This window comes from Streptomyces sp. NRRL S-455 (assembly GCF_000717875.1).
Taxonomy (GTDB): Bacteria; Actinomycetota; Actinomycetes; order Streptomycetales; family Streptomycetaceae; genus Streptomyces.
In genome coordinates, this window is the sequence record NZ_JOCT01000015.1 from 86,772 (window position 1) to 100,225 (window position 13,454).

The 13,454-nt window shown below is 68.4% G+C and carries 10 protein-coding genes; 3 read left to right on the plus strand and 7 right to left on the minus strand.

Translation table 11 applies throughout. The features are described 5' to 3' along the window. Positions 1–5 precede the first annotated feature (5 nt). Positions 6–320 carry a hypothetical protein gene (locus tag IE97_RS0120975; RefSeq protein WP_030242784.1) on the plus strand — a complete coding sequence of 105 codons (315 nt, stop codon included), beginning with the start codon at positions 6–8 and terminating at the stop codon, positions 318–320. A 51-nt stretch (positions 321–371) separates the two neighbouring features. Here IE97_RS0120975 and IE97_RS39635 read toward each other — a convergent pair whose 3' ends face one another. Next, complete coding sequence (locus IE97_RS39635; protein WP_063752207.1) at positions 372–1,160, minus strand: ATP-binding protein; 789 nt, start codon at positions 1,158–1,160, stop codon at positions 372–374. Beyond that, positions 1,157–1,345: a hypothetical protein gene (locus tag IE97_RS0120985; protein ID WP_158708320.1), complete on the minus strand. Its 189-nt coding sequence runs from the start codon at positions 1,343–1,345 to the stop codon at positions 1,157–1,159. Before IE97_RS0120985 ends, IE97_RS39635 begins: the two co-directional genes overlap by 4 nt. A gap of 279 nt (positions 1,346–1,624) precedes the next feature. On the opposite strand from IE97_RS0120985, the gene IE97_RS0120990 reads away from it, so the two are divergent. Together IE97_RS0120990 and IE97_RS0120995 are read left to right on the plus strand one after the other, a co-directional pair. Beyond that, positions 1,625–2,497 (plus strand): helix-turn-helix domain-containing protein, encoded by an 873-nt coding sequence (locus IE97_RS0120990; RefSeq protein WP_030242791.1) that lies wholly within the window; start codon positions 1,625–1,627, stop codon positions 2,495–2,497. Beyond that, positions 2,494–2,730 (plus strand): DUF397 domain-containing protein, encoded by a 237-nt coding sequence (locus tag IE97_RS0120995; protein ID WP_051705055.1) that lies wholly within the window; start codon positions 2,494–2,496, stop codon positions 2,728–2,730. The genes IE97_RS0120990 and IE97_RS0120995 overlap by 4 nt, the downstream gene beginning before the upstream one ends. A gap of 90 nt (positions 2,731–2,820) precedes the next feature. On the opposite strand, the gene IE97_RS0121000 is transcribed toward IE97_RS0120995, so the two are convergent. The 5 genes from IE97_RS0121000 to IE97_RS0121020 form a co-directional block, all read right to left on the minus strand. Beyond that, positions 2,821–3,462 carry a hypothetical protein gene (locus IE97_RS0121000; protein WP_030242797.1) on the minus strand — a complete coding sequence of 214 codons (642 nt, stop codon included), beginning with the start codon at positions 3,460–3,462 and terminating at the stop codon, positions 2,821–2,823. A gap of 15 nt (positions 3,463–3,477) precedes the next feature. Further along, positions 3,478–8,391, minus strand: a complete 4,914-nt coding sequence (locus IE97_RS0121005; RefSeq protein WP_078603325.1) for an RICIN domain-containing protein — start codon at positions 8,389–8,391, stop codon at positions 3,478–3,480. Positions 8,392–8,800: 409 nt separating this feature from the next. Continuing rightward, entirely contained in the window at positions 8,801–9,493 is a 693-nt protein-coding gene (locus IE97_RS0121010) for a helix-turn-helix transcriptional regulator (RefSeq protein ID WP_030242808.1), read from the minus strand. Positions 9,494–9,729: 236 nt separating this feature from the next. Beyond that, on the minus strand, positions 9,730–11,571 hold the full coding sequence (locus IE97_RS0121015; RefSeq protein WP_078603326.1) for a PQQ-binding-like beta-propeller repeat protein: 1,842 nt from the start codon (positions 11,569–11,571) through the stop codon (positions 9,730–9,732). Between the two features lie 76 nt (positions 11,572–11,647). Then, complete coding sequence (locus tag IE97_RS0121020; RefSeq protein WP_030242814.1) at positions 11,648–13,429, minus strand: PQQ-binding-like beta-propeller repeat protein; 1,782 nt, start codon at positions 13,427–13,429, stop codon at positions 11,648–11,650. Between the last annotated feature and the right edge of the window lie 25 nt (positions 13,430–13,454).

Genomic DNA, 13,454 nt, shown 5'->3' on the forward strand with positions numbered 1-13,454 from the left:
GACAGATGTCCGAGCACTACTCCGACAAGGACGTACAACGGGAAGTCACCGACCTGGAGGGCAAGTCGGCGACGGCCGCGCGGCTGTTCGACATCCGGCGGATCATCGGCGGGCTGTTCGTGGTCTACGGCGTCATCGTCACGATCGCCGGCTTCACGGCGTCCGACGCCGACATCGACAAGGCGGAGGGCGTCAACATCAACCTGTGGACCGGGTTGGGGATGCTGTTGCTGGGCTTGTTCTTCCTGGCCTGGCTGAAGCTGCGACCGGCGGCTCCGCCGCCGCCGGGTGTGGTGCCGGAGGATGAAACGAGGGGGTGACGGCGCTCCCGGGGTTGCGTACTGGCGTCTGTGCGCCTTTGACGACGACGGTCAGCCGATACTGCCGGACCGGCCGATGTGCACCTCGGCCCAGACGGTCAGTCCGCGACCGCTCTGCCGGGCGCCCCAGCGGGCGGCGAGGGCGTCAGTGATCAGCAACCCACGGCCCCGTTCCTCCTCCGGGCTCCGTGGAAGGGGCGGCGGCGCGGGAATGGGAACCGCCGCACTGCGGCCGCCCTCGTCGGTCACGCTGATCGTGAATGTCTCGGCGGCGAGGGCCCAGGCAACAGTGATCGTGTGGCCGCCGCCGTGCTCCAGGGCGTTCGCGACGAGTTCGCCGGTGATCGACTCCAGTTCGTCCGCCGCGCCCTGGGGCAGGCTCCACGCCCGGGCCGTATCCCGCACGTGGCGCCGGGCGGCGGGTGCGGAGGCGAGGTCGTAGCCGGGGAGGGTGAGCAGACCGTGAGCCCGGAGTCGGGGTGAGCGGTACGTCAGTACGTCGACCTCGCCCGAGAGCGCCGGGACCGCAGGCGTTCCGTCGTACAGGCCCGGCTCGTCCGCTCCGAGTCGAGCGCCTCGCGACCTGGCGATGAGCAGGGCGTCGGAGAGTGCGTCGGCCAACTGGCCGGTAAGTGTGCCGAGTTCGCCCGCCTGCACCCCTCCCTGCGCCAACAGGCTGCGTGTCCGGCCGAGGAGCCGCTCCGCGAGCCCGAGCTGCATGCTTTCGACTCGGTCGGCAAGCCGGGAGGCGGGGCCGTCGCCGTCCGTGAAGAGGAGGCAGGGCTGGCCCTGGGTGCCGGTCCAGGGCAGGACTCGTACACGGTTCACTTCGTCGCTCATGACGCCTCCCCGAGACGGACGTGGATGTCGGGGCGGTCGAAGTCGACGCCGCTCGCGGTGAGGTAGGGGCGGACGAGGCGGGTTGCGGAACCGTCGATGGGCTCGTACCACGCCCGGACGGTAGGGGCGATGGCGGGACGGGAAGGGGTGAAGGCCTCGCGCGAGGAGACCACCGGATGTCGCATCGCGTGCGGCTGACCAGCATGGTGGCCGACCCGACGGAGCCAAGAGGCGATGTGCTGCACAACTCTTCTCATGCTCTCACTCTCCTGTGATCGATCGAGGACTACACGGGAAGCCTTCCATGGGATTCCCATAGAAAGGGACCCTGCCAGGAGAGTTCGTCAGTGTGGGTGACAGGCTTCGAATCCGCGTCCGAGGCCGCCCAACAACTCATAAGGTCAGCGCCGTTGACCGAGAGAAGCCGATCGGAGCAGTGCCCTCCGTGGCAGAAGGGATCTGGCATGACCGCCACGCAGACAGGCCCTGCCGGACGCATGCAGATCGCACGAGGCCTGGTCTCGCTGCGCGAGCGATGCGGACTTACACAGACTCAAGTCGCTGAGCGCGCAGGCGTCAGCACCACAACTGTCAGCCGGTACGAGGCGTGGCAGGACCGCGCCCGCATTCGATGGGCCACCGTCAAGGCGCTGGCAGACGCCTGCGAAGCCACGGCTCAGGAACGTGACGCCCTCGTGGCCATCGCCAAGTCACAGGCGGATGGCTGGTGGGTCGGCAACAGCGCAGTGCCGGGGTGGATGGACCCGCTCGTGTCCTTCGAGCAGGAAGCGGCATATGAGCACGTGTTCGCGAACACCGTCATCCCCGGGCTGCTCCAGACCCAGGAGTACGCTCTCGCCATCCATGAGGCCCGTGAAGTGCGCAGCTCGAACGACACCATCGAGCTGATGGTCGAAGCGCGGATGAAACGCCAGGACATCCTGCAGCGGCAACCGGCACTGCATCTGTGGGCTGTCCTGGACGAGGCAGTACTGCACAGGACAGTCGGTGACAACAACATCATGAACCGGCAGCTCGAGCACCTTCACAAGGCAGCCCTGAGCCCGAACATCGACGTCCAGATTCTGCCGTTCAGCGCGGGCGCACACGCCGCCGGCGCCGGGCACTTCGTGATCCTCGGGCGGGACGACGAACGGGAGCCTCTCAACTCGATGGCCGTCGTGTACATCGAGATGCGCCGCCGCGGGCTGTATCTCGACGACGCAGAGGACGTAGGGGCCTACAAGTTGACTTTCGACTACCTTCGCTCGCAGGCCGCGGACACGACCTCCTCGCTGCGGCTGATCGCCGGAGCGAGACAGGAGCTGTCCTCATGAGCGACATAGCGACTCCCCCGAACGAACCGACGGCTGTTGCGTGGTTCAAGAGCAGCCACAGTGGCGGCGAAGGCAACGAATGCGTGGAGATCGCCCACCTCCGAACGGGGGTGGTTCTCCGGGACTCGAAGCTTCCCGGCGGGAGCACACTCACCGTCTCGACCGGAGCCTTCGCCGTATTCATCGCGGGTGTGGCAAAGGGCAAGCGCGGCGCCTCGCTGCCCAAGACATGAGTGTGGGTGTGCTCGCTACTTTCGACTTGGAGACTAGGCAACGGCCAGCGTGTGGGCGGAACCTGCCTCCGCCCACACGCTGGCCTGTCACTAATTGTCGACCATGTGCTCCAACTCACTCACGATGAACTCACCGTAGTTGAGAGCCTCGCCGATTTCCCCAAGTCTCTCGTACCGGCTCGGTGTCAGAAAGTGCTTCTCGCGCAATGGCAGGGAGAGTAATTTGCTGGACAGGGCTTTGAGGAAGAAGCGGAAGGCGAGATCCGGCGTGCAGCGACGAGCGCAAACGGTCAGCGCCTCCACACTGTCCGCACCGATACTGTCTCCGTACTTTCGGATCTCTTCCACGATCTCGTCGACTAGACCGAAGCCGTCCTCCAGGTCGCCCCCGGAGAGTCGACCGTGCATGTGGTTCTCCAGCCAGCGGTCGCACTCGCGGATGACCGTCCGCATCCAAACAGGCGGAGAGGCGGAGGCGGGGCTGCGTCCGAAGCGAAACGCATCCTTCTCGCCCGCGGACAGCCACAGCACTGCGATCTGGTCCGGCGTAAGCGTGTCGAGAAGGAGTCGGGCATCCCTACGCACCAACAGGACGGTTTCCGGATCCAGATCGTCTACGAACTGGTTGGCGACCACTTCCGCTTCGTCCGAAGCATCGAGCGGCCAATCCTGGTGAAAGAAGTCCACCAACCAGGTGAGTCCGAACGTGAAGTCCGTGGAACGGCTCGTCACAGTTCCTCACCCTCCTTAGGACGGGAACGCGGTATAGACGTAATAGCCATACTTATGCCCCTGTGCTCGCTTGAGGATGATCGTGTAGCCGTTGCCAGCGTCAGTGACGGTCCTTCCGTCCGGGTGATACACCTTTCCGAGGGAGTTCCTCGCCCCGAACGTCCCTCTCAGCACCTTCTGTTGGTCCTTTCCGCGAAGCCACTTGGTGATCTCCGCCGCCTTGCTGGCGAGGGCATAGTCCACGACCTGCTGAGCAGTCTGCAAGTCGACGAACACGCTGTTCCGCGACTGCTTTTGGGCGGCCAACGCGAACGCATCCACCGGCTCGACGTTCACGTGTTCGTTCAAGACGTGAGCCTGACCGGGGAACCTCTGCGCGTCGGCCACGAGGTCACTGCAGTTGTGAACCAGGACGGGAACGCTGCCCGCCAGGACATAGAAGGTGTGCAGGTCGGCGACGGTGAGGTCGTAAACCCTCTGATCCGTCAGACCTCGCCGGTCGTGCAGCGCAGTAACGGCCCGGATCGTCCCGTCCCGCGTACGGAGTCTATCTCCCACCCGCAGGTCGGACGCCACTGTCCAGCCATGGCCGACGACATAGAAGCGATGGCCCGCCGTGCTGGAGACGTGGCTGCCTCCGGACACGGTGATGTCCACCAGACGAGCGGTGTCGTGCTGGTACGTGCTGATCACTTGCTCTGGACGCAGGTCACCGGTCGTGGGGTCAGTGGCCAGTACCTTGTCGCTCTGGCGGACGTCGCTGATCGCCCTGCGGCTGCCATCCGCCATCAGTACCTGGGTGTCGCCTGGGAAGCTGTTGACCGTGCAAGAGGTACGAAGGTCCTCGTACGCGTTCACCGTTCGCTGGACCTCGGCCAGTGTCACCGGGTCCACGTCGAGCTCCTTCAGTGCCTTGAACGCGTCCCCCACCCCGACGCCCGTGTGCATGGCAGCGTCCAGGGCACGGATCGCATCGACGACCTTCTCGATTGCCTTGCCCGGGACGAAGTTGGACGCGGCCCAGGCGCAGCCGCTGGCGCTGCCGTGCCAGCAGTCCAGGAAGTCCTGGACCAGCAGTGCTTTCCCGATCTTGAGATAGGTGCCGACAAGACCCTTGAAGATGTCGGCCTGAGTGAAGGTGCGGGTCACCTTCTTGGTCAGGTCGTTGAAGGGTTGTGAACCGAGGAAGACGGTGGCGGAGGCAGGGCAACCTGCCGCACTGGCCGCGACATCTGGGTTGGTGCACAGGTAGAAGTCGACCGTCGCGCTGAACCTGTACGTGTAAGTGACCGTGCAACTCGTGCCAAAACCGGGCGGAAGCTCGCAGGGGTTGTCCTGTTTGGCGTCGGTGACTTCAATGCTGTCCTCGTCGAGGACGAAGAAGGTACCGCCGATCCCCGTCCCAGCCCCTGACGCAACCTGCTTGTTGGCCTGCTTCCGCTCTGCGGACTCCGCTGCTTCCTGGGCTTCCTTGGCATACCTCTCCGCGTCCTTGGCCGCTTCCTCGGCCTCGGTCGCCGCGGCGTCGGCGCGGTTGGCCGCTGCGCGGGCGTCCTTGGCGGCCTCTTCGGCTGCCGCGGCGGCCGAGCGGGCGGCTTCGGCGTCGAGGGCTGCCTGGTCGGCCGAGTCGCGGGCGTTCTTGGCGTGGTTCTCGGCGCGGCCGGCTGCCTGGTCGGCGGCTTGGGCGTCCTTGGTGGCCTGGCGGTTGTATTCGACGGTACGGGCCAGGGAGGCGGCTGCCTTGGACGCGGCCTTGGCGGCGTCGGCGGCGTAGCCGAGGGCGTCCTTGGCGTAGGTGCGGGCGGTCGCGGCGTGTGCGGCGGCGTTGGCGGCGTGTTGGTAGGCGGCCTTGGTGTCGCCCTTCGCCTGGTCGGCGAGGTTCTTGGCGGCTGAGGCTTCGGCCGCCGCGTTCTTGGCGTGGGCGTCGGCTACGGCCTTCTGCTGTTCGGCGATCGTCTTGGACGCCTGGCCGGTGAGGACCACCAGGCCGGCGGCCGAGTCGGTGTCGATGTACGGGGAGCCGAGCTGGATGGCGTCGTTGGCGGGCTTGGCGACCTGCGCGGCGGCCTTGCCTGCGTCCACGGCGGCCTGGGCGGTGACGTGGGCGAAGCCCGCGGCCTTCGCCGAGGCGACCAGGGCCTTGGTGGCTTCCTTGTTCGCCGCGTCCGCGTGGGACTTGGCGGTCTTGGCCTGCTTCTCCGCCTCGTCGGCCATCTCGACGGCCGTCTTGGCTTCGGAAGAGGCGTGCTCGGAGGCGTCGATGGCTTCGGCGGCGGCGCTCGTCGCGGTCTTCACGGCGGCGTCGGACTTCAGCTTCGCGGCCTGGGCGTCGTCCGCGTGGGCGCGGGAGCGTTTGGCCGCCGCCTCTGCGCGCGTGGCTGCAGCGTCGGCGTCTGCTGCGGCCTTTGTCGCGGCGTCCGCTTCGGAACGGGCCCTGGTGGCGGCTGCCTCGGCGTCGTCTGCGTGCCCGGCGGCGGCGTCGGCCGCCGCTCTGGCCTCCTGGGCGTTGCTGTCGGATTCGTGAGCCTGGGCGTACGCCTCCTTGGCGTCGGCCTTGGCGCGGGCGGCGTCAGCCTTCTGCTCGGCGTCCCACGCGTCGTCCCGCAGTTCGCGGGCCTTGTCGCGGGCCTTCACGGCGGCGTTCTTCTTCTCGACCGCCGTGCCCTCGGCCGCTTCCGCCTTGGCCTTGGCATCCTCGGCCTTCGTCGCCTCGGCTTCGGCGTTCTTCCTGTGCTGGGCGGCCTCGGCCTGCTTGGCCGCGGCCTTCTGCTTCTCCGCCTCGGCCGTCTTCTCCTCGGCCTCGGCGGCCAGGCGCTTGGCGTGGGCCTCGGCGGCGGCCGCCTTGGCGTCACCCTCGGCCTTCAGGGCCTCGGCGAGCTTGGCCTCCGCGGTCTCCTTGTCCTTCTTGGCGTTGTCGCGGTGCAGCTTCGCTGCGTCGGCCGCGGCTTTCGCCTGGGACTCGGCCATCGCTGCGGCGGCCTTGCGGAACTCCGCCTTCGACTGGGCCGCCTGGGCGAGGGCGCGTTGTGCGATGGTCGCGCTGTCACCGGCGGAGGCGCGGGTGGCGGCCTCGGCGGTCTCGCCGGCCTTCACCAGCGCTTCCAACGCGGCTGCGGCGCCCTTGGTGACCTGGGCCTTCTGCTGGCCGACCAGCAGGCCACGGCCGCGCGGGGCACCGGCCTTGTCAGCGATGGCGTATGCGGCCTTCTGCGCGATGTCACTGGCGGTGGCGTGCTTCTGCGCCGCGGCCGACTGGGCCTTGAGGACGTCGAGCTGCTTCTTCGCCTGAGTCTGTGCCGCCGCGAGGTTCTTCTTGGCCTGGTCGAACTGCGCCTTGTCCGGGTAGAACTGGCTGTCCGTGCCGCTGTGGCCCTTGGGGACGATCCTGAACTTCTGCGGGTTCGTGCCGTTGCACCCCCACAGCCAGGCGTCGTGGCTGTTGTCGAACTTGTTCAGGTCCAGGCACTTGTCCGTGGCGACGTTGCGCAACTCGCTGACGGCGCGAAGATCGAACTTCCATTCCTGCGCCTTGCTGTCGTTGCACGCCCAGATCTGGATTTTCGTGCCGTTCGCAGGATCACTGTTCTGGGCGTCCAGGCACTTCTGAGACTTGATGTTGACGAGGTTGTAGCTGTCATTGGAAGAACTGATCAGCCGCCATTGCTGCGCCATGGAGTCGTGGCAGGTATAGATCTGTACCGGGGTGCCTGAGGTGGTGTTACCGCCCTGTACGTCCAGGCACTTGCCCTTGGCCGCCTCGACCTGGATGACCGTGTGGGAGTCGCCGATCCAGCCCGCACCGCCGGGAGCCCAGTAGTCCTGCCAACGGACCAGACGGTCGGCGACCCATGAGTGCCCCAGCAGGTCCCCCAACGCCTTCGCACCACTCGCGAGAGCATGGGTGGCGTCCTTGCCGGCCTTCAGGATCTGGTTGCGCTGGACCGCCTGCGAGCTGATCTCCCGCTGCCACTCCGAAGCGGCCGTGTCGGCCATGCCGCCCCAGACCGTGTTCGGGTCGATCGGATCCCGCCAGGCGCACGACGCGTACCTGGTCTTCAGATCCTCGACTGCGATCCGGTGTTCCGCTGTACCGGGCTCAGGCGCGGTGCGGGGAAACCCGCCGGAGGACAGGAACAGGCGGGCGTCATCGGCGCCCTTGCCGTCGAAGGTGTCGAACAGCCCTTCAAAAGCCCGTCGTTCCTCGTACTGCCGCTGCCACTCACCAGGAGGCAGATCGGGATCGTAGGGCTTCTCGCCGTAGAGCGGAGTACCCAGATCGGTGACGGCCTTCAGGGTCTTCGCATCGGCCTTGGGGGTGGGGTCCTCGTAGAAGTCGCCCTCGTCCTTCCAGAATTTGTCGGCGACCCAAGAGGTCAGTCCGGTCTGTGCATAGAAGTCGTCCTCCTCACTGCCGATCGAGCCGGGAGGGTCTTGCCAGTCGGCCAACGAGTCGAAGCCGCCCGGCTGCTCCAGCCCGTCGAGCGGCTTGCCCCACTCCCCAAGCCGGCTGTTGAGGGCGTCGAGCTCCTTCCAGGCCGCGTCCTGGTCCCGCTGGTACGCCACGGCCAGCGGGGTGTCCTCCCAGTAGTCCCGGTTGGCCAGCGCGTGCAGCTTGTCCGGCGGCTGGTTGAGTCCGTCCTGCGCGGTCGCGGCCATGGACGACCCACCCAGGCGCAGCACCTCCGCCATCAGGCACTGGTCCTGCCGCAGCTGCTCGGCCGCCGTGTCGTCGGACCAGTGGGACGAGCCGCTCGCCGGTGCGGCTGCCTTCGTGCCGGTGAGCCGATTCAGCACGTCTGGCTGGACGGCCAGGCCGGCCAGTACGGCCACGGCCGCCGCGGATGTGACGACAGACGTCAGGAAACGGGGTCTGCCCCGTCTGGGCGTGAAACGGGTTCTGGGCAGGAAGGGCCCCGGTCTTGGGCGCAAGAAAGCATCTCCTCGTCGCAAAGGAAGGCGCCCGGGGAAGCCCGTCAGCAGAGGCGAAGGAGGCACGTGCCGAACCGGCGATGCCCAGGCATGCCGGTGGGCCCCTCCCCGTGGCGACGATGTCCCCCCGGTCGCCGGATGAAGCGCACTGTGGAGGAGTGGTCAGCTCCGCCGGGCGCGCGACGATCACTTTAGGTACATGCGTTCGAGTCGACCAGGGCATTTCTTCGGAGCCTGAGCAGCATGGCGCGAAAGGAGCCATGGGGCTTCACTGGTCAGGCAGGCGCAAGCACCCGCGACACCTGTGGGTTTACTGTGCGCTTCTCGTGAACACACAGTGGATCCGGGTGCCGCGCGGGACTGAGATCGGCCAGAACCCGCCTACCGCATGCGGTTGGCCTACCGTCGGTCAGGCCTCCGGCCCCCGGTCCCGGGTCACCGGGCCCGCCCGGTCCAGCAAGCCCGTCCGCGCGGCCAGCGCCGCCGCCTCCAGGCGCGAGCCGACGCCGAGTTTCATCAAGACCCGCTGGACGTGCGTGCGGGCCGTCGACGGGGCGATGCCCATGCCCGCCGCGATCAGGCGAGTGTCCTCGCCGTCGGCCACCCGGACCAGGACCTCCACCTCCCTCGGTGTGAGCATCTGGAGCAACCGCTGGCCCTCGTCGTCCGGTTGGGCCGCGGGGTTGAGCAGCTCGCTGAACGCGCCCTGGAGCAGTTGCGGCGCCACCGCCGCCTCTCCGGCACGGGCCTTCATGATCGCCCGCTCGACTCCCTCTATGCGCTCATCGTGCCGGACGTAGCCCGACGCTCCCGCCGCGAACGCCGCCGCGATACCGCGCGGGCTGGGTACCGGTCCCAGGACCAGCACGGCCACTTGCGGACGCTCCTGCTTGATCCGGACCACCGGGTCGAAGATGCCCGGCTCAGCCGGTGTGGCCGTCCCCAGCAGGCACACCTCCGGCGCCCGTGTGATCACCAGCTCCGCCGCCCCGGCGGCCGGCGCCGCCGCGGCCAGCACCCGGTGCCCCCGCAGCTTCAATGCCGAGGCCAACGCCTCGGCCAGCAAACGGTGGTCGTCGACCACCATGAGCCGCACTCCCATCGAGCAACCCCCCAGTCACCCCAGACCCCCAGATGGAAGCCCCCCCGGCTCCCGCCTTCATGCCCCCGGAAGCTACACGCTTGTTCGACGTTGCGCTCCCCTACCGGCGAGAATCGCCCCGATCATCGGAATTCCTCTCACGGGAGGTTGACCGAGCCGTACGCGGACGGCCCCGACCCTGTTCAGGGACGGGGCCGTACCGGCACCCATTCGATCAGCGAGCAGTCATCGATCGATCAGCTCGTGCCGAAGCCCACCGCCAAGTACTGCTTCTCGGTCGTACTGCCGGCCCGGTTGCTGGCGAACACCTTGGACATGAACAGGTGCCCGTCGGCGAACAGGAGCTCGGAATAGTCCGGCGACATGCTGGTCTCCACCCTGCGCACGGTGACCGTCGACGGGTTCTCCAGCAGTTTCGTCTGCTTGAAGCTGCCCCCGTCGATGCTCACGATCTGTCCGCCCTTGTCGTACGGCGGCCGCTTGTACGCGATCAGATTCCCGCCGTCCATGCGCAGCGGCGAGATCCGGTAGCCGTCACCCGCGTCCGCCCGCTGCCCGGTCTGCTTGCCGGTGGCGAGGTCGAAGGCGACGATCTCGTTGGTCCGCTTGTACCTGCGGTCGCCGCTGTGCTCCTCGGTCGGGATGTACAGCCGGTCGTTGCCGACGGCCAGCTGGTTGCAGTACTCGATGCGGGTGATGCCCTCGCAGCGGGCCGCGAACTGCTCGCCCGGCGCTGCAATGCGCGTGCGCAGCTTTCCGGTCCTGTTGTCGATGGAGAAGAAGTCCGAGATGCCGCTGCCGTCGCCCGCGGAGTCACCGACGTCGGCGGCCACGACGAGCGGGTTGGTCGACACGATGCTCGCGTACTCGATGCCCTGCGCCATCTTGTACTCCGAGATCACCTTCCCGGACTTCGGGTCGATGGTCTGGATGTGCAGCTGCCGCTGCTGGTACGAACCGCACTTGCGCACCGCGACGAGCTTCTCGCCGCCGCCGTACCCGGCGTCGAAGCAGGAATCGTTGGGCTTCGGGCTCCACAGGAGCTTGCCCGAGACGTCGTAGGCCGCGCCGCCCCTGAGGCTGCCGACGGCGACGGTGCCACCGCTGATCGTCACGTTGTCGAAGCTGATCGGCCGGTCACCGGTCTTGGCGGTCCTGGTCCAGAGCTTCGTGCCCTCGTCCAGGTCGAGCAGAGCGACCTGGCTGCACCCGTGCGAGGGGTCGGCCTTGGTGGGCATCGCGGGCTGGTGGAGGACCGCCGTCAGGCCGTCGTCGGTGACGTGGCGGCTGGCCTGGCAGACCGGGCCGGGCAGCTTGATCGTCCACAGCCTGGAGCCCTTGTCGCGGTCGTAACCGTTGATCTCGGCGACGCCGCTCTTGACGTACGCCTTGTCGGTGAGCCACGAGCCGGCGACGACGACCGTGCTGTCGTTCTTCACCTCGGGCGCCGGGACCTGGAAGAGGACCTTGGAGGCGGGGTCGGCCGGTGCCTTCTCCTTGCCGGAGGTGGTGCCGCCGGTGCCGTCGCTGCCGTCGTCCGTGCCGCCGGTGCCGCCGCTGGAACCGGCGGTGTCGTCCTTCTTGCCGTCGCCCTTGGAGGAGTACCAGACACCGCCGCCGATGATCAGGGCGATCGCCACGACCGCGGAGACGATGATGGCCACCTGCGCGTTGAACTTCTTGCCGCCGCCGGGCTGTCCGGGGTGTCCGGGCTGCGGATGGAGCGGCATGGCCGGCTGCGGATAGCCGTACCCGGGCTGCTGCCCGTAGGGACCGGGCTGACCGTAGGGCCCCGGCTGTTGACCGTACGGACCGGGCTGCTGACCGTACGGACCGGGCTGCTGACCGTAGGGACTGGGTTGCTGACCCGGGTAGCCGTAACCGGCCGGAGCCTGTGGAGGCTGAGGGGGCTGTGGAGCGGCCTGCGGAGCGGCCTGCGGGTAGCCGTACCCCGGCTCCGGGGCCTTGGCCAGGTTCGGTCCGCCCGCGGGCGGGGCCTGCGGGGGCTGGTCCGGGGGCGGCCCGAAGCCTCCCCCGGATGGGGGCTGCTGAGGAGGCGGAGGAGGCGGCTGGGTCATGGCGTGAGCACCTCGAGAAGGGGAACGGGCGGCGACGGCCGAGCAGGAGGAGAGGGAGGGGAGGGAGGAGGAAGCGTCACTTGCCGTAGGCGAGCATCAACTTCTCCTTCGTGGCGTCGTTTCCGCTCAGTCGGGTCGTCGAGATGTAGAAGCGCCCGTCGACCCAGTCGACGTCCTTGGAGAAGAAGCCGTTCTCGATGTCCGCCGCGCCCTGCGGGTTCTGCAGCAGCTTGACCGGCTTGTGGCTGCCGCCGCCGGTCGGAATGGACACGACCTGGCCGCCCGCGTCGTACGAGGGCTGGACGTAGGCGATGAGCTTGTCGCCCTCGACCTTCATCGGCAGCATCGACTCGTCGGCCGGGGACTTCACGCGCCACTTCTCCTTGCCGTCGGCGAGGTTGACCGCGACGATCTCGTTGGCGCCGGTGGTCGCCTCGGTCGGCAGGTAGAGCGTGGTGTCGTCGGCGGCGACGCCGCGGCAGCCCTGGAGGTCGCGCTCGAGGACGGCCCAGCCGCACTCGGGGGCGAAGTCCTCGTCGAAGCCGACCTGCGACTTGAACTTGCCGCCGGAGGTGAAGGTGGAGATGTTCCAGGCCTTCTTGTCCTTGTTGGTGCTGTAGACGACCAGCGGACTCACCGAGTAGGTGCGCGCGACCCGCCAGCCCTTGTCGAACTTCTGGGTCCACTCGACCTTGCCGGTGCGCGGGTTGAGCTGCTGCACCTCGTCGTGCTCGTCGTCGGTGCCGACGCCGCAGGAGGAGACCGCGATCAGCTTCTCGCCGCCGGCGAACGCGGCGGGGAAGCAGGACTCGCCGTAGCGCTTCTTGTCGAAGAGCTTGTCGCCGTCGGTGATGTCGTACGCCGTGCCGGACTGGGAGCGGCCCACCATCAGCGTCTTGCCGGTGACGGACAGTTCGACGGAGAGCGAGGAGTCGAACAGGGCGCCGTCGGCGACCTCCTGCTTCCAGCCCTTGTCGCCGGTGTCGAGGTCGATCTCCTGCAGCTGGTTGCACTTGGCGCGGCTGCTGCTTCCGCTCATGTACGCGACGACGATCTTGCCGTCGGAGGTCTGCCGCGGGGTCGTCGCGCAGATCTTCTGCGGGAAGGCGATCGGGTCCCAGGCCGGCTTGCCGTCACCGGCGTTGTAGCCGACGAGCTGCTTGTACGCCGCCTTCACCGCGGTCTTGTCGGTGATCCACATGCCGGGGGCCTCGGCGCCGGAGCCGGGCGCGTCGGGCGCGTCCTTGTACCAGAGGACCTTGGCCTCGCCGGCCTGGCGGCCCTCGTTGAGGCTCTCCGGGTCCGCGCCACCGTCGCCGTCACCAGGGCCGACCGGGTCGGCGGTGCCCGGCTTGCCGTCGTCGCTCTGCCGGGCGACCGGCTTCTTCCTGCCCTTGCCGCCCTCGTCGCCGGTGACCGCCCACACGGTGCCCCCGACGACGAGCAGTGCGGCGACGGCCGCGCCGATGATCAGGGCGGGCTTGCCCTTGAAGGGGTTGCCCGAGCCGCCCCCCGGCGGGGTGCCGGGCGCGCCCGGGTACTGCGGCTGCGACGGGTAGCCGTACCCGGGCTGCCCGTACGGGCCCGGCTGCTGCGGCTGGCCATAGGGGCCGGGCTGCTGCGGCTGGGCGTACGGGCCGGAGTTGTACGGACCCGGCTGTCCCGGCTGCCCGTACGGCCCGGGCTGCTGCGGGTAGCCGTACCCGGGCTGCGGCGGGCCCTGCGGGGGCGGCGGGGTCTGGGGCGGGCCCTGCGGCGGTGGCGGGGTCTGCGGTGCTCCGAAACCACCACCGTGCGGCGGCTGGTCCTGCGGTGCGCCGAAGCCACCGTGCGGCGGCTGACCGGGCGGCTGGGTCATCAGCGGTTCCCCCGTTCGATCACTG

Coding starts and splice junctions, on each gene's coding strand:
- IE97_RS0120975 (WP_030242784.1), top strand. CDS start 6: ATGTCCGAGCACTACTCCGACAAGGACGTACAACGGGAAGTCACCGAC.
- IE97_RS39635 (WP_063752207.1), bottom strand. CDS start 1,160: ATGAGCGACGAAGTGAACCGTGTACGAGTCCTGCCCTGGACCGGCACC.
- IE97_RS0120985 (WP_158708320.1), bottom strand. CDS start 1,345: ATGCGACATCCGGTGGTCTCCTCGCGCGAGGCCTTCACCCCTTCCCGT.
- IE97_RS0120990 (WP_030242791.1), top strand. CDS start 1,625: ATGACCGCCACGCAGACAGGCCCTGCCGGACGCATGCAGATCGCACGA.
- IE97_RS0120995 (WP_051705055.1), top strand. CDS start 2,494: ATGAGCGACATAGCGACTCCCCCGAACGAACCGACGGCTGTTGCGTGG.
- IE97_RS0121010 (WP_030242808.1), bottom strand. CDS start 9,493: ATGGGAGTGCGGCTCATGGTGGTCGACGACCACCGTTTGCTGGCCGAG.
- IE97_RS0121015 (WP_078603326.1), bottom strand. CDS start 11,571: ATGACCCAGCCGCCTCCTCCGCCTCCTCAGCAGCCCCCATCCGGGGGA.
- IE97_RS0121020 (WP_030242814.1), bottom strand. CDS start 13,429: ATGACCCAGCCGCCCGGTCAGCCGCCGCACGGTGGCTTCGGCGCACCG.